Genomic DNA, 18,080 nt, shown 5'->3' on the forward strand with positions numbered 1-18,080 from the left:
AAGATCCGCTGCGGAAGCGCTGCCTACTCCGCTGCCAGCCGGGCGCTGCGCCCCTCGCGGAAGGCGGCCAGCAGATCGGGCAGCCGCGCCTCGGCCTCGTGCATCGAGGCTTCCCGCACCGGCCCGAAGCCGCGGATCGAGCGCGGGAAGGCAAGCAGCGCCTGGGCCGCCGCGACGTTGCCGGCGTCCAGCGAACCTGCCACCTCGTCGACGATCCGCTCGTACTCGTCGCGCAACCGCCGCTCGCGCCGCCGTTCCTGCGTACGCCCGAACAGATCGAGCGCACCGCCGCGCAGGCCCTTCATGCGGGCGAGCAGGCGGAAGGCCGGCATCATCCAGGGGCCGAAGCGACGCTTGGCCGGACGCCCGGTCCGCTTGTCGGTGCGCGACAGCAGCGGCGGCGCCAGATGGAACTCCAGCTTCTGGAAGCTCTCGAAGGTCTCCGACAGCTGCCGCTTGAAGCCGTCTCCGGTGAACAGGCGGGCGACCTCGTACTCGTCCTTGATCGCCATCAGGCGGAAGAGCTCGCGCGCCGCCGTCTCGCGGATCTCCTCGCCGGGCGCGCCGAGACCACTCGCCGCCTGCGACAGGCGCGCGACACGTTCGCGGTAGCGCGCCGCATAGGCAGCATTCTGATAGTCGGTGAGGAAAGCGGCGCGGCGCTCGACCATCTCCTCGACGCTTTCCGACAGGCGCCGGTGCTCGAGCTGGTCGGGACGGGATTTCACCGCCCGAACCACCGCATCCGGATCGACCGCGGCCACCCGGCCCCAGGCAAAGGCGGACAGGTTCATCTCCACCGACACCTTGTTGAGGCGGATCGCCTCTTCCAGTGCCTCGCGGGTCAGCGGCAGGGCGCCGAGCTGCCAGCCGAAACCGAGCAGGAACATGTTGGCTGCGATGGCATCGCCGAACAGCTCGGTGGCAAGCTCGGTCGCGTCGATGAAGCGGGCGCGATCGCGTCCCGCCGCCTCGCTGAGCGCCGCCACCAGCCGCCGGCCGGGCAGGCTGAAGTCCGGATTGCGGGCAAAGTCGCCCGGCAGGGTCTCGTGGGTGTTGATCACGGCGAAGCTGCGGCCCGGCGTCATCGCCGACAGGATCTTGGCCGATCCGGCGACGACGATATCGCAGCCAAGCACCAGATCCGCCGAGCCGGGACCGACACGGATCGCCGAGATTTCCTCGGGCCGCGGCGCCAGCTTGAGATGGCTGATCACCGCCCCGCCCTTCTGGGCAAGGCCGGCCATGTCGATGATGCCGCAGCCGAGCCCGTCGAGATGAGCGGCCATGCCGATCACCGCACCGATGGTGACGACGCCGGTGCCGCCGACGCCGGTAATCATCACCGAATGGGTGCCGGTAAGCGGCGCAATCGGCGGCTCGGCGACCTTGGGCGCTGCCGGCGGCATCACCGCGCGGCCCTTCAGCACGCCCCCGCGCACGCTGACGAAGGACGGGCAGAAGCCCTTCACGCAGGAGAAGTCCTTGTTGCAGGACGACTGGTCGATGGTCCGCTTGCGGCCCCACTCGGTCTCCACCGGCTGAATGGCGACGCAGTTGGACTGGACGCCGCAATCGCCGCAGCCCTCGCAGACCAGCTCGTTGACCACGACCCGCTCGTCCGGATCGGGAAAGAGGCCGCGCTTGCGCCGGCGCCGCTTCTCGGCGGCGCAGGTCTGGTCGTAGATCAGGACCGTGAGCCCCGGCTCGCCGGCCAGTTCCCGCTCCACCTCGATCAGATCGTCGCGGTGATGGATCGCGGTCCCGGACGGCCAGGCAGTCGCCGGCGGGTACTTGCCCGGCTCGTCGGTGACGATGACGACCCGCCGTGCCCCTTCGGCCGCCACCTGCCGGGCGATCTCGTCGACGCGCAGGCCCCCGTCATGGGCCTGGCCGCCGGTCATCGCCACCGCATCGTTGTAGAGGATCTTGTAGGTGATGTTGACGCCGGCCGCCTTGGCCGCGCGGATCGCCAGGGCACCGGAATGGTTGTAGGTGCCGTCGCCGAGATTCTGGAAGACGTGACCGGTGCGCGAGAAATGCGCTTCGCCCACCCAGTTGGCGCCCTCGCCGCCCATCTGCGTGTAGCCTTCGGTGTTCCGGTCCATCCACTGGACCATGTAATGGCAGCCGATGCCGGCATAGGCACGGCTGCCTTCGGGAACACGGGTCGAGGAATTGTGCGGGCAACCGGCGCAGAAATACGGGCTGCGCACGGCAACGTCCCGCGTCGCGGCAAGGCGCAGGGCGCGCTCCTCGAGATCCGCAAGGCGGGCGGAGAGCGCATCGGAGGCGCGGCGCCGCGCCACCCGTCGGCCGATCTCGCGGGCGATCTGGATCGGCTCCAGCGCGCCGGGCGCGCGGAACAGCACGGCGCCCTCCTCGTCCGCCTTGCCGATCACCGACGGGGCGTCGGTCATGCCGTAGAGGATTTCCTTGACCTGCGGCTCGATCAGGCCGCGCTTTTCCTCCACCACGATCAGAAGCTCGAGGCCTTGCGCGAAATCGCGCAACCGGCCCGGCGACAGCGGCCAGGGGCAGCCGATCTTCAGGAAGGCAACGCCGAGATCGGCCGCCGCCACCTCGTCGATGCCGAGCAGGTCGAGCGCCTCCAGCACGTCGAGATAGCTCTTGCCGGTAGAAACAATGCCGACCACCGGCCGGCGGCCGCCCGACAGCACCACCTTGTCCAGCGGATTGGCCGCGATGAACGCCCTGGCCGCCGGCAGCTTGACCTCGTGCAGGCGCGCCTCCTGCACCAGCGGATGGTCGGACGGGCGAATGTGCACACCGTCCGGCGGGAAGGGGAAGTCGGGAAGCACCGGCAGGACCCGGTCGAGCCGCCCGTCGATGGTCGCGGTCGATTCGACATTGTCCTTGACCAGCTTGAGGCCCGCCCAGATGCCGGCGTAGCGCGACAGGGCCCAGCCGTAGAGGCCGAAGTCGAGGATTTCCTGCGCGCCGGCCGGATTGAGGATCGGCATCATCGCATCCACAAGCGCAAATTCCGACTGATGCGCCGTGGTGGAGCTCTCGCAGGTGTGATCGTCGCCCATCAGCGCCAGGACGCCGCCATGGCGCGAGGTGCCGGCGAGATTGGCATGGCGGAAGGCATCGCCCGACCGGTCGACACCTGGCCCCTTGCCGTACCAGATGCCGAAGACGCCGTCGTATTTGCCCTCGCCGCGCATTTCCGCCTGCTGGGTGCCCCAGAGCGCGGTGGCGGCGAGATCCTCGTTGATCGCCGGCGAGAACACCACGTCCTGCGGCGCAAGCAGCCGCGCAGCCTTCTGGAACTGCTGGTCGAGCGCGCCGAGCGGCGAGCCGCGATAGCCGGTGACATAGCCGCCGGTATTGAGCCCGGCGCGACGGTCCCGCTCCTTCTGCATCAGCACAAGGCGGATCAGCGCCTGGGTGCCGGAGATGAAGATGCGTTCCCTCGCAAGGTCGAACTTGTCGTCGAGCGAGACCGTATTGCGTGCCATGTGAACTCCCTCCCTGCGAACGCTTGCGCATGCGCCCGCTTCGCCAAGGTTCTGTCCCAACCCCCGGCGTCGTCAAATGAAATCCGCCCCTTCCGCAAGGTGAGATTGCACCTGCCGCGGTCGGACGGGGTCGCAAGGCCGCAGCCGGCAGGCATCGGCAGGCTCGGTTGCCGCTACGTCCGGATGAACGGCCGGCTGCCCACCAGCCCCGAAACGATTTTGCCTGCAACCGGCGCAGCATTGCTTTTGCATCGGCCGCAAAGCTGCTAAGCAAACGCCCATCGTCATATGGGGAAGCGGGCTGAAATGGCGAATACGCCAGCATCCCGCGGGGGAACACCGGAGAGGGTCCGTGATGAAACTCGAGAACGCGCGCCGCCAAACGCGCGACTGGGAGTGAGCCCGTGCGCGCGCTCGCCCTGATCGTCCGCATCATCAGCGGTATCAACGCACTGGTCGGGAACGTGTTTTCCTGGCTGTCGCTGGCCATCGTCGCCGTCTGCTTCACCGTCGTGGTGCAGCGCTATGTCTTCTCGATCAGCTATGTCTGGATGCAGGATCTCTACGTCTGGCTGAACGGCGCCATGTTCACCGCCGTCGCGGGATTCGCGCTGTTGCGCAACGACCACGTCCGCGTCGACATTTTCTACCGGCCCGCCAGCATCCGCCGCAAGGCGATGGTGGACCTGATCGGCGTCTTCCTGTTCCTGCTGCCCTTCACCTATGTGGTGATCAATTTCGGCTGGAGCTTCGTCGCCCGTTCCTGGCGCCTGCACGAGGCGTCGGCGAATGTCGGCGGCATGCCGGGCCTGTTCATCCTGAAGTCCTTCATCATCGCCTTCGCCGTGCTGCTCGCCCTGCAGGGCATCGCCATGGCCGCTCGCGCCGTATTGGCGCTGGCGGACCGGGAAGACCTTCTGCCGCCGTGCCTGCGCTACGAAAGCGTTGCCGTATCCACTGGGGAGGCTGAGGCCTGATGGATCCCGTTCTTCTCGGCGAGCTCCTGTCGGGGCTCATGTTCTTCGGCATCATCGGCTTCCTGCTGCTCGGCTTCCCGGTGGCGTTCACGCTCTCCGGCGTGTCGCTGCTGTTCGGTCTCGTCGGCATGTGGCTCGGCGTCTTCGATCCGTCCAATCTCGGCAGCCTGGCCAACCGCTATATCGGCTACATGACCAACGAGGTCCTGGTCGCCGTGCCGCTGTTCATCTTCATGGGCGTCATGCTGGAGCGCTCGAAGATCGCCGAGCAGTTGCTGCTGACCATGGGCAAGCTGTTCGGCAACCTGCGCGGCGGCCTCGGCATGTCGGTGATCGTGGTGGGCGCGCTGCTCGCCGCCTCCACCGGCGTCGTCGGTGCCACGGTCGTGACGATGGGCCTGATCTCGCTGCCGGCGATGCTGCGCGCCAATTACGATCCGCGCCTTGCCACAGGCGTCATCTGCGCCTCCGGCACGCTCGGCCAGATCATCCCGCCTTCGACGGTGCTGATCTTCATGGGCGACATGCTGTCGGGCATCAACGCCCAGGTGCAGATGTCGAAGGGCAACTTCGCCCCCACCCCCGTGTCGGTCGGCGACCTGTTCGCCGGTGCGCTGCTGCCGGGCCTGCTGCTGGTCGGCCTTTATCTCGCCTGGACGATCTTCAAGGCGATCGTCGACCCTGAATCCTGCCCGGCAACGCCCGTCCCGCCGGAGGAGAAGGCTCATCTCTTACGCGAGGTGCTGACCGCCCTGCTGCCGCCGCTGCTGCTGATCCTCGCCGTTCTCGGCTCGATCCTCGGCGGCATCGCGACACCGACGGAAGCGGCTTCCGTGGGCGCGGTCGGCGCGCTGGTGCTCGCCGCCCTGCGCTGGCGCCTGTCCTTCTCGATCCTGCGGGAAACCGCGATCGCGACGGCCACCATCACCTGCATGGTGTTCATCATCCTGTTCGGCGCGGCCGTGTTCTCCATCGTCTTCCGCCTGATGGGCGGCGACAATCTGGTGCACGAGTTCCTGTCGAACCTGCCCGGCGGCACGCTGATGGCCGTTGCCGTGGTGATGTTCATCATGTTCCTGCTGGGCTTCATCCTCGACACGTTCGAGATCATCTTCATCGTGATCCCGATCACCGCGCCGATCCTGCTGGCGCTGGACGTCGATCCGGTCTGGCTCGGCATCATCGTCGGCGTGAACCTGCAGACCTCGTTCCTGACCCCGCCCTTCGGCTTCGCGCTGTTCTACCTGCGAGGCGTGGCACCGCACTCGGTGTCGACGGCGATGATCTACAAGGGCGTGCTGCCCTTCGTCTGCCTGCAGGTCGTTGCCATCGCGATCCTGTTCATCTTCCCGGAGATCGCGACCTGGCTGCCCAAGGCGATCTACAACTGAAGGCCCGGTCGCCGCGCGCATCCCCGCGCGGCGACCTCTTTCCCATGCGGACGGCAGTCTGGCGAACAGCAAAAAACCCCGGCCTTGCGGCCGGGGTTTTCTCGTTTCAGGCTTTTGCAAAGCCCCAGATGCTCCGGCCGGGCCGCCCGAAGGCAACCCGGCCGGCCTGTTGCATCAGATCTTGAAGTAGGCCTTGCGCGCCTCGATGAAGGCACCGTCGGTGCCTTCGGTGCGGGTACGCAGGATGTTGAGCGACTCGATGAAGCTCTCCGTCGTCTTCTTGACGAGAGCATCGTCGGACTCACGCAGGCTGGTCAGGATCTCGATCGCAGCCTTGGCGCCGGCTTCCATGATGTCGTCCGGGAACTGGCGGACATTGACGCCATGCTCTTCGACGAGGGTCTTCAGAGCGCGCGGGTCGTTGGCGTAGAAGTCCGAGGCGACCTGGTCGTACTCGGCCTGGCAGACGTCGCGGACGATCGCCTGCAGGTCGGCCGGCAGGGCCTGGTACTTGGACTTGTTGACGACCAGCTCGGTGGCGAGGCCCGGCTCCACGAAGCTCGGGAAGTAGTAGTTCTTCGCCACCTGGTAGAAGCCGAGGGCCAGATCGTTGTAAGGGCCGACGAACTCGGCCGCGTCCAGCGTGCCCGACTGCAGGGCCTGGAAGATCTCGCCGCCGGCCATGTTGGTGACGGTGGCGCCGAGCTTCTCCCACACGCGGCCGCCGAGGCCCGGGGTGCGGAAGCGCAGGCCCTTTACGGACTCAAGGCTCGTCAGCTCGTTGCGGAACCAGCCGCCCGCCTGGGTGCCGGTGTCGCCGGACAGGAAGCCCTGTACGCCGAACTGGTCGTAGATCTCGTCCCAGAGCTCCTGGCCGCCCATGAAGCGGACCCAGGCCGTGAGCTCGCGCGAGGTCATGCCGTAGGGCACGCCCGTGAAGAACGACAGGGCCGGGCTCTTGTTCTGCCAGTAATAGGCGGCACCGTGGCTCATCTCGGCCGAGCCGTCGATGACCGCGTCGAGCGACTGGAGCGGCGGAACCAGCTCGCCGGCCGAATAGACCTGGATGGTCAGGCGGCCGCCGGACGCGGCGGTGATGCGATCGGCCAGACGCTGCGCGCCGACACCCAGGCCCGGGAAGTTCTTCGGCCAGGTGGTGACCATGCGCCAGGTCTGGTTGCCCTGCGCGATGGCCGGAGCGGCGAGCGTCGCGGCACCGGCGCCAACGCCGGCAAGGCCGGCCTTCTTGATGAATGAACGGCGATCCATGCAGTCCCTCCCTTGGGATTTTGTCGAGATGTCGGTTCCCTCGCCCGATCTCCCGAACTCGTGTCGGCAACCGGGGTTGCCAGACGTTGCCAAGTGCCCTTCTCCTAAAGGCACTTTGACAGCGATATAAACCGCATATGCCTTTGGGACACAAGGCCGGCCGGTGCAACTGCGCGAATTTTCACCATGGCCTGCAAGCACCTGGCAAGGCGTGGCCGGAAGGTCGGCAAGCCCCGGCCGGGAGGCGGCCGACCGGGGCGAGGGACGGCGCGGGCGATGGTGGACAACCGCGCGCCTTGCGCTAATCTCGCGAAGCATGATCCGCGACCCGTTGCGGTCTCCCACAGGGCTTGCGGTCGCCCCCATGCGACCAGACCGATCCGCAGCCCCTTTTCGGAGCCTTTCAGGAGCCCACATGTCCGCCCCCGTTGTTCTCGTCAGCTGCGACGTGAAGGAACTCGACGGCTATGCCTGGCATGCCGCCCCTTCGACCTACCTGGAGGCGCTGGTTCAGGGCGCCGGTGCCATGCCGCTACTGCTGCCCTCCCTGGGCCCCGCAATCGACCTGGACGCGGTGCTCGACCGCGTCGACGGCGTGCTGCTGACCGGCTCCCGCTCCAACGTGCACCCGACGCTTTACGGCGCCGAGGCCTTTGAGAAGGACGGCCCGTTCGACAACCGCCGCGACACGACCACGCTGCCGCTGATCCGCCGCGCCATCGCCCGCGCCCTGCCGGTCTTCGCCATCTGCCGCGGGTTGCAGGAGCTGAACGTCGCGCTCGGCGGCACATTGGTCAGCGAAGTGCAGGAGATGGACGGGCGCCGCGACCACCGCGCCCCGGAAGCCGACAGCCAGGACGCCCGCTTCGCCCTCGCCCACCATGTCGAGATCGTGCCCGGCGGCAAGCTGGCCGCTGTTCTCGGCGATGCGCGCATCGATGTGAACTCCCTGCACCGCCAGGCGATCGGCCGGCTGGCGCCAGGCCTTACCGTCGAGGCCACCGCCGACGACGGCACCATCGAGGCGGTCTCCATCGACGGCGCCGCTTCTTTCGCGCTCGCCACCCAGTGGCATCCGGAATACTGGGTCGGCAGCGATGCGGCCTCCTCGCGCCTGTTCGCCGCCTTCGGCGCGGCCCTGCGGGAGAACCGAGGCGCCCGGCAGGCGGCCGAATAACGACATCGACCAGCGCGAAAAACACACAAGAAAGGCCCATCACGATGACAGGCGGCAACGGCCACCACGGCCACCACCATCACCACGGCGATCACGATCACGATCATCATCATGACCACGATCACGGTTCGCATCTGTCGCAGACCGACGCCCGGGTGCGTGCGCTGGAATCCATCCTGGTCGAGAAGGGCTATGTCGATCCGGCCGCGCTCGACGTGCTGATCGAGACCTACGAGACGCAGGTCGGCCCGCACAATGGCGCCCGTGTCGTGGCCAAGGCCTGGAGCGATCCGCAGTTCCACGACTGGCTGATGCGCGATGCGACGGCCGCCATCCATTCGCTCGGCTATATCGGCCGTCAGGGCGAGCACATGGTCGCGGTAACGAACACGCCGGACGAACACAACATGGTCGTCTGCACCCTGTGCTCCTGCTACCCGTGGCCGGTGCTCGGCCTGCCGCCGGTCTGGTACAAGTCCGCCCCCTACCGCGCCAAGGCGGTGCGCGACCCGCGCGGCGTGCTGGCGGATTTCGGCGTCACCCTGCCGGACGGCAAGGAGATCCGCGTCTGGGATTCCACCGCCGAGATCCGCTATCTGGTGCTGCCGGAGCGCCCCGCAGGCACCGACGGCTGGAGCGAGGAGGATCTTGCGCGCCTCGTCACACGCGACAGCATGATCGGCACCGGCCTCGCGCTGACGCCGGCCGAGCTGAAGGAGCAGGACGCATGAACGGGGCACAGGATCTCGGGGGCATGATGGGTTTCGGCGCCGTGGTGCCGGAACCGGTAAAGCCGCTGTTCCATGCGGACTGGGAGCCGCGCGCCTTCGCGCTGACGCTGGCGATGGGCGCGACGGGCGAATGGAACATCGACATGTCCCGCCGCGCCCGGGAAAGCATGGAGCCCGGCCGCTACCTGACGTCGAGCTACTATCAGATCTGGCTGTCGGCACTGGAAAGCCTGCTCGCCGAACGCGATCTCGTCGGGCCCGACGAGATCGCCGCCGGGCACAGCCTGCACCAGTCCCGGCCGGTGAAGCGGGTTCTCGCCGCCGGCGACGTCGCCGCCGTTCTGGCTCGTGGCGGACCCAGCGATCGCAAAAGCGATGTGCCTGCCGGCTTTGCCGTCGGCGACCGGGTCCGGGCGCGCAACATGCATCCGACCGGCCACACCCGCATCCCGCGCTACTGCCGCGGGCGCACGGGCGTGATCGAGGCCGTGCACGGCGTCCACGTCTTTCCCGATGCGAGTGCGGCCGGGGAGGGGGAGCAGCCGACCTGGCTTTACGGCGTCGTCTTCGACGGACCCGAACTGTGGGGCGAAGGCACCGATCCTTCGCTCAAGGTGCGCATCGATCTGTGGGAGCCCTATCTTGAAGCCCTCTGACCCCGCAGGCGCGCCGACGCCGCTGCCGCCGCTCGAGAACCTGCCGCAACATGACGGCGAGCCGGTGTTCCGCGCGCCCTGGGAGGCGCGAGCCTTCGCTCTGGCCGTGGAACTCAACGGACGCGGCGTCTTCACCTGGACCGAGTGGGCGGAAACCCTGTCGCAGGCGATCCGCGATGCCCAGTCGCGCGGCGATCCCGATTGCGGCGACAGCTACTACGAACACTGGCTGGTGGCGCTGGAGACCATGATCACGCGCAAGGCGCTGACCTCGGTCGATCGGATCGACGCGAGGCAGGACGCCTGGATGCGGGCCGCGGCAGCCACTCCGCATGGCGAGCCGATCGAGCTCGGCCGCGATGGGACGCCGGTTCCGCCGGCCTGAGCCGCCCGTCCCTCGGTAATATTTGCAGTATCTCTTGCAAAGCCATCTGGACTGGGTCAGGAGTGGCCACGGGATCGGCAATTTTGCCGATCTCATACAACCGACCACAACCTGAGCGCTTCCCTCGGACAGCGCGCCGGCCTAGTGTGCGACCATGACCCAGGACAAGCCCCTGAGCGGCATGCTGCTCATGACCGGTTTCTGCATTCTCGCCCCGCTCGGCGATGCCATCGCCAAGATCCTCGGCGAGACGGTGCCGCTCAGCCAGTTGCTGCTGGTGCGCTTCGCGCTGCAGGCAGCCCTGCTGGTCCCGGTCGTGTGGCTCGTCCGGGGCAACCTGCGCATGCCGATGCGGCTGCTGCATCTCACTGTCCTGCGCACCATCCTGCACATCCTCGGCATCGCCGCGATGTTCGCCTCGCTGCGCTTCCTGCCGCTGGCCGACGCCATTGCCATCGCCTTCGTGATGCCGTTCCTGATGTTGCTGCTCGGCCGTTTCGTGCTGGGCGAGGAAGTCGGGCCCTACCGGCTGATGGCCTGCATCGTCGGCTTCGCCGGCACCTTGCTGGTGATCCAGCCGAATTATGCCGCCGTCGGGGCCCCTGCCCTGCTGCCGCTCGGCGTCGCCGTCGCCTTCGCCCTGTTCATGATGGTCACCCGCAGCATCGCCAAGGCGACCGACCCGATCCGCCTGCAGGCGGTCAGCGGCCTGATCGCCACCGCCATTCTGGGCAGCGCCTGGCTAGTCTTTTCGAGCGCGGGTCTGCCCGGCCTGAACTTCGTTGCGCTGGACGGGGGAGAGATGTGGTTGCTGGCGGCGATCGGCGTGCTGGGAACCCTGTCGCATCTGCTGATGACCTGGTCCTTGCGGCTGGCTCCCGCAGCGACGCTGGCGCCGATGCAATATCTGGAACTGCCCTTCGCGACGCTGATCGGCCTTGTGATCTTTGCGGACCTGCCCGACACGCTCGCCTCGTTCGGCATCCTGCTGACGATCGGCTCCGGCCTTTATGTCATTCATCGCGAGCAGGTGGCTGCCCGTCGCCAGACAGGCACTGCGGCGCCTGCGGGAAGCAAGGCCTGAACGGCCGTCAGACGGCCCCGCCCCAGCCCAGCGCCGCGACCAGAAGCGACGTGCCCAGCAGGAAGACGACAAGCGCGGCAAAGCCCTCGATGCCGGCGTGAAGGCGCGCCGCAGCACGGCCGCCGACGCTGCGCAGCGCGACGTCCTTGGCAACCACGGCCAGCACCGCCAGCACCGAGACCGTCAACCCGGTGCCGACCGCCATGGCGAAGGTCGCAGCAACACCCGCCAGCGCCAGCCCCTGCGAGATGGCGAAGACCAGCACCACAAGCGCACCCGTGCAAGGCCGCAGGCCGATGGCGAGAATGACCGACCAGGCACGCGTCAGGGAGAACTCCCCTGTCAGCATCGACGGCGGCGGCGCATGCACATGGCCGCAACTGCCGCAAACCTCGCCCGCCTCGTGGGCGTGGTCATGGTGGTGCGCATGATCGTGGTCGTGATGGTGATGCACATGACCATGACCATGACCATGATCGTGGTGATGATGATCGTGATCGTCGGAGTGATCATGCGTGCAGGCTGCCACTGCCTGCGCACCGAGCGCAACGGGACGGCGCGGCGTCAGCATCGGCTTCAGGATCTTGCGCCAGACCAGATAGGCGCCGAGCAGGGCAACCGCTGCATAGGAGCCGATCTCGAACCAGCGGGTGGTCTCCGTGATGGCGATCGACGTCATCCGCAGCAGCACGGATGCAATGCCGATCACCGCCACCGCCGTCACCGCCTGGGCAAAGGCGGAGGCGAAGGACAGGGCAATGCCGCGGCGCAGGGTCTCGCCGTTCGCAAGCACGTAGGAGGAAATCACCGCCTTGCCGTGGCCCGGGCCGGCAGCATGGAAGACGCCATAGAGAAACGACAGGCCCATCAGCCACCAGCCGGCGCTGCCGTCCTCCTTCATCGCCTTGATCGCGGTCGTCAGCGAGGCATAGAAGGCCTTCTGCTGCTGGGCCATCCAACCGAAGAAGCCGGAAAAGATCCCGCCGGGCGCGACGGACGGCTCGACCAGGCCGACACCGAAAGGAGAGGGCGCGGCGAGCGCTGGCATGGCGACAGCAACGACAAGACAGGCAAACGCCAGAAAAACGGCAAGCCGGGACGGGAGGCGAAGGCCAGGACGGATCATCGGATGCCTCATCGGCAGGGCCTCACTTGCAGCCGATCCTTGCGGAATTCGACAGGGTCTCGGTGATCTGCACCAGGTCGGGTGGCAGTTCCCGCTCGCTCTGCGGGATCGCGGCGAGCGTGGTCGCGGTCTGCGGATCCAGCGGCGGCGGCGGCGTGAAGTCGAGCGTGCAGGTCTTGGGCGCGTCCACCATCGCGAACGGCGTATCCTGCGTCATCTCGAAGGCGACGAAATAGTTCGGATCGAAGACGTCGAGTTCCACGTTGGAGGCGTCCATGACCCTCGCCTCGCGCAGCGGCAGCGTGAAGAACAGGGTCAGCCGGCCACCATAGAAGTCGAGCCAGTATTCGCTCGGCGGTTCGAAGGCGATATCCGCGCCGTCCTGATGCAGGAAGGTGAAGAAGTCGTACTCGGCGAGCGACTCCACATTGACCTGCGCCAGCGGCTGCAGTTCCTCGCGGGACAGTTCGCCGTCGCCGTTTTCGTCGAGGCCCTGCACGGCGAAGGCGGTAAACGCCTCGTCGAAGCTCCACACATGACGCACCGCCGACAGGCGCCCCGCCTCGTCGAAGACCACCTCCGCGCGCGACTCCACGAAGACATGCGGATGGGCATTGGCCGCACCGGCAAGGCCGGCCGCCAGGGCGGCGGCAATCAGTCCGGTCTTCCACATGCAGAAAATCACTCCCACGTTCGAATCCGTGTCGCCGATATTGGCAAACTTCACGGCAACAGCAAGGCAGATGGCCTGAACGCACCGAGGCCGGCTGCATATGCCGCAGCCGCGCCAGCCGGCGAGGAATGACTATTTTAGAAAGATTATTTTCCCGGTTTTTTGCAAAGGATAGGATTATTTTTTGAGAAAAATCGAATGATAGCGAAGAGATAAAACCAAAATTCCTGAACCAGCGACTATATTTTTCTTACTCAGAGATGAGCGATGTCACGAGGACCTCCGCATCACCGCGGCGCTCCCTTTGCGGCATCCGTTGCACGCTGCCCCGACCGGGGAGGAGGAGACCCGTCATGAATGCCCCAGTGATCGGCCGCAAGCTTCAGTCGGTGGAGGACGGCATGTTCGATCATCCGGAATTCCGCGGCCACGAGCAGGTCGTCTTCGGCCACGACCGCGCAAGCGGCCTGTTTACCATCATCGCTGTCCACGACACGCGCCTGGGTCCAGCCCTTGGCGGCTGCCGCATGTGGGCCTACGCGAGCAGCGCCGAGGCGCTGACCGACGCGCTGCGCCTGTCGCGCGGCATGACCTACAAGAATGCCCTCGCCGGGCTCGATCTCGGCGGCGGCAAGGCCGTGATCATCGGCGACGCGCCCAGCGCCAAGACGCCGGACCTGCTCGCCGCGTTCGGGGCACAGGTCGACAGGCTGGGCGGAACCTACATCACCGCCGAGGATGTCGGCATCAGCGCCCCCGACATGGAGATCGTCGCCACCCGCACCCAGCATGTGCGCGGCACGCGCGCCACGGGCCTTGGCGACCCATCGCCCTACACCGCGCTCGGCGTCTTCTGCGGCATCCGTGCAGCACTCCGCCACCGCTTCGGTTCCGACAGCCTGGAGGGGCGCAGGGTCTGCGTCCAGGGCCTAGGCCATGTCGGCATGGATCTCGCCGGACAGTTGCACCGCGCGGGCGCACGCCTCGTGCTCGCCGACATCCACAAGCCTTCCCTGGAAGACGCCGTCGTCCGCTTCGGTGCCGAGGCGGTTGAGGCCGATCACGCCCATGCAGCCGATGTCGACGTCTTCGCGCCTTGCGCCCTTGGCGCCGGGCTCAACGACGACACGATCCCGCAGATCCGGGCCGGCATCGTCGCGGGTGCGGCCAACAACCAGCTCGCCGAGGAACGCCATGACGAAGCCCTGCGCGAACGCGGCATCCTCTACGCGCCGGACTATGCCATCAATGCCGGCGGCGTGATTTCCATCGCGCTGGCGACGCCGGGCGGCGACGACACCTTGGTACGGAGCAAGGTCGAGGCCATCGACGAGACGCTGACCCGCATCTTCGAGCGGGCCGAACGCCTGTCCCTGCCGACGCAGAAAGTGGCCGATACGCTGGCGGAGGAACGGCTGGCCGCCGCTTGAACGGTCAAAACGGATCGGGAGGCAGGCGCGGGATCAGCAGACCTCGCCCTGCCGCCGCCGCTCGGCGAACCATTCGCTGAGGAAATCGACGAAGGCACGCACCTTGCCCGACAGGTGACGCCGGTGCGGGTATACGACATAGATCGCCTGCCCTTCGGGGTGAAAGCCTTCGAGCAGCGGCTCGAGCCGCCCATCCGCCAGATCGCGGTAGACGAAGATATAGGGGATGCGCAGGAACCCGAGACCGGCGACGGCTGCTGCACGTGCCGCCTCGGCGCTGTTCACCTCCACACGGCCCTTCACCGGCACGCTGATCCGGTTGCCGTCGACCTGGAACTGCCAGTTGTTCCGGAAGCGATAATTGTTGTCGATGATGCAGGGCAGGCTCGCCAGGTCCTGCGGATGCTGCGGCCGCCCAAAGCGCGCGATTGCCTCCGGCGATGCGCAGACCACGCCGCGAAACGGCGCCAGCTTGCGGGCGATCAGACTGGAGTCGGTCAGTTCCGCCACGCGGATCGCCGCATCGAACCCCTCCTCGACCAGATCGACGAACCGGTCCTCCAATCGCAGGTCCACGGAAATCTGCGGCTCGGCGGCCAGGAACGCCATGATCGCCGGATTCAGGAAATCGTCGCCCATCGAACGCGGGGCGGAGATCCGCAAGGTGCCGCGCGCTTCCTGGTGGGTGTTCTGGATCGAAGCCTTGAGGTCGTCGATGCGGGTGAGGATGTCGCTTGCCTCCTTGTAGAAGGCATGGCCGACCTCGGTCATCGAGATCTGGCGGGTGGTGCGGTTGAGAAGCCGGGCGCCGAGCTCGTCCTCCAGTTCGCCGACATATTTCGAGACCAGCGCCTTGGAGCGGCCCAGCTCGCGTGCTGCGGCCGAAAATCCGCCGGCATCGACCACCTTAAGGAAGCAGCGCATCCGGCTGAGCGTGTCCATGCCGTCCCCCTTGTGCCCAGTCTGCCGCCGAAGCGGCTCAGGCGTCCCGTCGCCGGCGCAGCCGCCGCGTCGCCCTGCCGAAAAGCCCGGCTCCGAACAGCACCGTCAGGAAGCCGCCGGCAGCCGTGACCGCCCCTTCCATCGTCGCCGGCACCGCCGGCTCGAAGTCCTCGAAAGCGCGGCTGGCGATCTGCGGATCGAGATCGCGCACCATCACGGCGAGCCGGCCGAAGGAGCCGGCATCACGGAAGGCCTCCTGCTGCCGTTGAAGGCTTGCAAGGCGATCGAGCGCACGCTGCGCCCGCTCGCCCTGGGCCGCGACCAGCCGGTCGGTCGAGTCCTCCAGCCGGTCGATGGCTTCGCCAGGCGTCAGGCCATGGGCGGCGGCATCGGCGCGGAACTCCTCGACCACTTGGGTGAGCGCATCGATGGCCCCGCCGAGCCGCTGGCGATACTGCTGGGCGAATTCCGGGAGCTGGGACGTAGTGACGCCGCCGAGCAGCGCAACTGCCAGTGCCATGGTGCGAGCGATCATGGTCGTCCCTTCCCTTCCAGCGGGCTAGAGCGAGACGAGGCCCGCCTCGCCGGCTTCGGTGCCGAAGGCCAGCTGCGTGCCCTCCTCGTTCCAGGCGAGCGCACTGGCCGCCCCCTCGCCCGGACGCCTGAGCAATACCTCTTCGCCGTCCGAGAAGCGCGCCATCAGCACCAGTCCGTCCTGGTAGCCGATAGCCACGACCTCCTCGTGCGGATGGCAGGCGACACGCGTGACGATCTGGTCGCCGCGGGCACCAAGCTGCAGCGGCTGCTGTCCCATCGGCCCGCTCTTTCCGAAGAACGGCCACACGATGGCGGCATTGGCACCGGAAGTCGCAAGATAGCGCCCCTTCGCCGACCAGCTCATCGAGCGGATCTTGCCGGGATACCCGGTCATCCGCATGTCCTGTCCGTCGGACAGCCGCCAGCCATGCAGCGCGTTCTCCTGCATGGTCGTCACCAGATACTTGCCGTCCGGCGAGAATGTGACGTCCTTGTGCGCGCCCTTCCAGTCGAGCTGCTGGGGCGCTGCCGCCGTGTTGACGAATTGCAGCGTCGCGCCGTCGTACCGGGCGATCGCCAGCCGCAATCCCTTCGGAGCAAAGGCAAGCCCGCCGACGGCGCGGGGTTGCGAGAAGTCCTTCACGGTGCCGTCGGCCTGGCGAACAAAGGCGCTGCGCCCGGCGCCATAGGCGACCGCGCGCTGCGGACCGGCCGCGAGCATGTCGATCCACTTGCGCGGCATCTCGGCAAGCGTCTCGACGGTGCCGTCGGCGCCAAGGCACCGCACCGTCCCGTCATCGCCGCCGGACAGCAGCGCATCGCCCTCCAGCGTGCGGCAGGCGACGAGCAGCCCGCCGTCATGGACGGGGATGCGGCGCTCGCCCGCATCGGTGAGAAGAAGAACGGCACCGTCGCCGGAGGCAAAGGCCGGCTGCCCCCGGAGGAAGGCAGCCGCCACGACGAAACCGCCCGGATCGAGCGGAGCGACAGAGACCATCCCGCTCAGGCCTCGCACGCCTTGAACGCGACTTCGAGCGCATCGAAATCGAGCTCGCGGCCGATCACCACCAGGCGGCTGGTGCGGGCTTCCCCGTCCTTCCACTCACGCTGGTGGTCGCCCTCCAGGATCATGTGAACGCCCTGCACCACATAGCGCTGCGGATCGTCCTTGAAGGCGATGATGCCCTTGAGCCGCAGGATGTTCGGCCCGTTGACCTGGGTCATGTCGCCGATCCAGCGGAAGAAGACCTGCGGGTCGAGTTCGCCCGCCGTCATAGACACGCTCTTCACCGAATGCGGTGCGTCATGGTCGTGATGATGGTGGTGATCATGTCCGTGATCATGGTCATGATGGTGATGGTCATGGCCGTGATGGTCGTGGTCGTGGCCGCAGTCCGGCCCGCATTCGTGCGTGTGCTCGGCCTCTTCCAGGAAATGCGGATCGAGCGACAGGATCCGCTCCAGGTCGAAGGCGCCGCGGTTCAGCACCTCGTCCAGCGGAACCGCGCAGCGCTCGCTGCGGATCCGCTTGGCATAGGGATTGATCGACTGGATGCGAGTCTCGACGGCCTTCAGCTCGTCGGCGGTCACCAGGTCGGTCTTGTTGAGCAGGATCACGTCGGCGAAGGCGATCTGGTCCTCGGCCTCGTCCGTGTCCGCCAGCCGCTGCAGCACGTGGCGGCAGTCGACGACGGCAACGACCGCATCGAGCTTGGCCTTCGACCGCACGTCCTCGTCCATGAAGAAGGTCTGCGCGACCGGGGCCGGATCGGCAACGCCCGTGGTCTCGACCACGATGGCGTCGAAGCTGCCCTTGCGCTTCATCAGGTTCTCGACGGTGCGGATCAGGTCACCGCGAACGGTGCAACAGATGCAGCCGTTGTTCATCTCGAAGATTTCCTCGTCGGATTCGACGAGCAGGTCGTTGTCGATACCGATCTCGCCGAACTCGTTGACGATCACCGCATAGCGGGTGCCGTGGTTCTCGCTGAGAATGCGGTTGAGCAGCGTCGTCTTGCCGGCGCCGAGATAGCCCGTCAGCACGGTAACGGGGATCTTGCTGTCCTGGGATAGGGTCATGGCCTTGCCTGTATCTGACTTAGGCGCGGGCCCGGCGAGGATCGCCTGCCGCGCTTTCCCGTGAATATGGGGTGCGTTACCCATCGCAGTACCGAATTTTCCGCGCCTTGGCAAAATGTGGCGCGCGAGACGGGGCCC

The 18,080-nt window shown here is 67.1% G+C and carries 16 protein-coding genes; 8 read left to right on the forward strand and 8 right to left on the reverse strand.

The features are described from left to right. Positions 1-23 precede the first annotated feature (23 nt). Positions 24-3,485 carry an indolepyruvate ferredoxin oxidoreductase family protein gene (locus GH266_RS10565; protein WP_158193873.1) on the reverse strand — a complete coding sequence of 1,154 codons (3,462 nt, stop codon included), beginning with the start codon at positions 3,483-3,485 and terminating at the stop codon, positions 24-26. Between the two features lie 404 nt (positions 3,486-3,889). Here GH266_RS10565 and GH266_RS10570 point away from each other — a divergent pair, with 404 nt between their 5' ends. Continuing rightward, positions 3,890-4,462 (forward strand): TRAP transporter small permease subunit, encoded by a 573-nt coding sequence (locus tag GH266_RS10570; RefSeq protein ID WP_158193874.1) that lies wholly within the window; start codon positions 3,890-3,892, stop codon positions 4,460-4,462. Beyond that, positions 4,462-5,853 carry a TRAP transporter large permease gene (locus GH266_RS10575; RefSeq protein ID WP_158193875.1) on the forward strand — a complete coding sequence of 464 codons (1,392 nt, stop codon included), beginning with the start codon at positions 4,462-4,464 and terminating at the stop codon, positions 5,851-5,853. The genes GH266_RS10570 and GH266_RS10575 overlap by 1 nt, the downstream gene beginning before the upstream one ends. Positions 5,854-6,027: 174 nt before the next feature. On the opposite strand, the gene GH266_RS10580 is transcribed toward GH266_RS10575, so the two are convergent. Further along, positions 6,028-7,122: a TRAP transporter substrate-binding protein gene (locus tag GH266_RS10580; protein WP_158193876.1), complete on the reverse strand. Its 1,095-nt coding sequence runs from the start codon at positions 7,120-7,122 to the stop codon at positions 6,028-6,030. A 415-nt stretch (positions 7,123-7,537) separates the two neighbouring features. On the opposite strand from GH266_RS10580, the gene GH266_RS10585 reads away from it, so the two are divergent. The 5 genes from GH266_RS10585 to GH266_RS10605 all read left to right on the forward strand — a co-directional run bounded on the left by GH266_RS10585 (position 7,538) and on the right by GH266_RS10605 (position 11,155). Further along, complete coding sequence (locus GH266_RS10585) at positions 7,538-8,299, forward strand: gamma-glutamyl-gamma-aminobutyrate hydrolase family protein (protein WP_158193877.1); 762 nt, start codon at positions 7,538-7,540, stop codon at positions 8,297-8,299. Between the two features lie 44 nt (positions 8,300-8,343). Further along, the gene (gene nthA / locus GH266_RS10590) at positions 8,344-9,030 is read left to right on the forward strand and encodes a nitrile hydratase subunit alpha (protein ID WP_158193878.1); all 687 of its coding nucleotides are present in this window, start codon (positions 8,344-8,346) and stop codon (positions 9,028-9,030) included. After that, complete coding sequence (gene nthB / locus GH266_RS10595; RefSeq protein WP_158193879.1) at positions 9,027-9,686, forward strand: nitrile hydratase subunit beta; 660 nt, start codon at positions 9,027-9,029, stop codon at positions 9,684-9,686. The genes nthA and nthB overlap by 4 nt, the downstream gene beginning before the upstream one ends. Continuing rightward, complete coding sequence (locus GH266_RS10600) at positions 9,673-10,071, forward strand: nitrile hydratase accessory protein (RefSeq protein ID WP_244953806.1); 399 nt, start codon at positions 9,673-9,675, stop codon at positions 10,069-10,071. Before nthB ends, GH266_RS10600 begins: the two co-directional genes overlap by 14 nt. Positions 10,072-10,225: 154 nt before the next feature. Continuing rightward, positions 10,226-11,155, forward strand: coding sequence for a DMT family transporter (locus GH266_RS10605; protein ID WP_158193880.1), 930 nt, complete (start codon positions 10,226-10,228; stop codon positions 11,153-11,155). A 7-nt stretch (positions 11,156-11,162) separates the two neighbouring features. Here GH266_RS10605 and GH266_RS10610 read toward each other — a convergent pair whose 3' ends face one another. Both GH266_RS10610 and GH266_RS10615 read right to left on the reverse strand, forming a co-directional pair. Then, complete coding sequence (locus GH266_RS10610; protein ID WP_244953807.1) at positions 11,163-12,203, reverse strand: nickel/cobalt transporter; 1,041 nt, start codon at positions 12,201-12,203, stop codon at positions 11,163-11,165. A 100-nt stretch (positions 12,204-12,303) separates the two neighbouring features. After that, positions 12,304-12,954, reverse strand: a complete 651-nt coding sequence (locus GH266_RS10615; protein ID WP_158193882.1) for a DUF1007 family protein — start codon at positions 12,952-12,954, stop codon at positions 12,304-12,306. 353 nt (positions 12,955-13,307) lie between these two features. Here GH266_RS10615 and GH266_RS10620 point away from each other — a divergent pair, with 353 nt between their 5' ends. Beyond that, positions 13,308-14,384, forward strand: a complete 1,077-nt coding sequence (locus tag GH266_RS10620; RefSeq protein WP_158193883.1) for a Leu/Phe/Val dehydrogenase — start codon at positions 13,308-13,310, stop codon at positions 14,382-14,384. A gap of 33 nt (positions 14,385-14,417) precedes the next feature. Here GH266_RS10620 and GH266_RS10625 read toward each other — a convergent pair whose 3' ends face one another. Genes GH266_RS10625 through GH266_RS10640 form a run of 4 tightly spaced genes read right to left on the reverse strand, consistent with a single transcriptional unit; the run spans position 14,418 to position 17,942 of the window. Beyond that, positions 14,418-15,326, reverse strand: coding sequence for a LysR family transcriptional regulator (locus GH266_RS10625; RefSeq protein ID WP_158193884.1), 909 nt, complete (start codon positions 15,324-15,326; stop codon positions 14,418-14,420). A 37-nt stretch (positions 15,327-15,363) separates the two neighbouring features. Then, complete coding sequence (locus tag GH266_RS10630; protein WP_158193885.1) at positions 15,364-15,861, reverse strand: DUF2937 family protein; 498 nt, start codon at positions 15,859-15,861, stop codon at positions 15,364-15,366. 24 nt (positions 15,862-15,885) lie between these two features. Then, positions 15,886-16,860 (reverse strand): WD40 repeat domain-containing protein, encoded by a 975-nt coding sequence (locus GH266_RS10635; protein WP_158193886.1) that lies wholly within the window; start codon positions 16,858-16,860, stop codon positions 15,886-15,888. Between the two features lie 5 nt (positions 16,861-16,865). Then, the gene (locus GH266_RS10640; RefSeq protein WP_158193887.1) at positions 16,866-17,942 is read right to left on the reverse strand and encodes a CobW family GTP-binding protein; all 1,077 of its coding nucleotides are present in this window, start codon (positions 17,940-17,942) and stop codon (positions 16,866-16,868) included. Between the last annotated feature and the right edge of the window lie 138 nt (positions 17,943-18,080).

Origin of the sequence: Stappia indica, assembly GCF_009789575.1 — a bacterium.
GTDB classification, from domain to species: domain Bacteria; phylum Pseudomonadota; class Alphaproteobacteria; order Rhizobiales; family Stappiaceae; genus Stappia; species Stappia indica_A.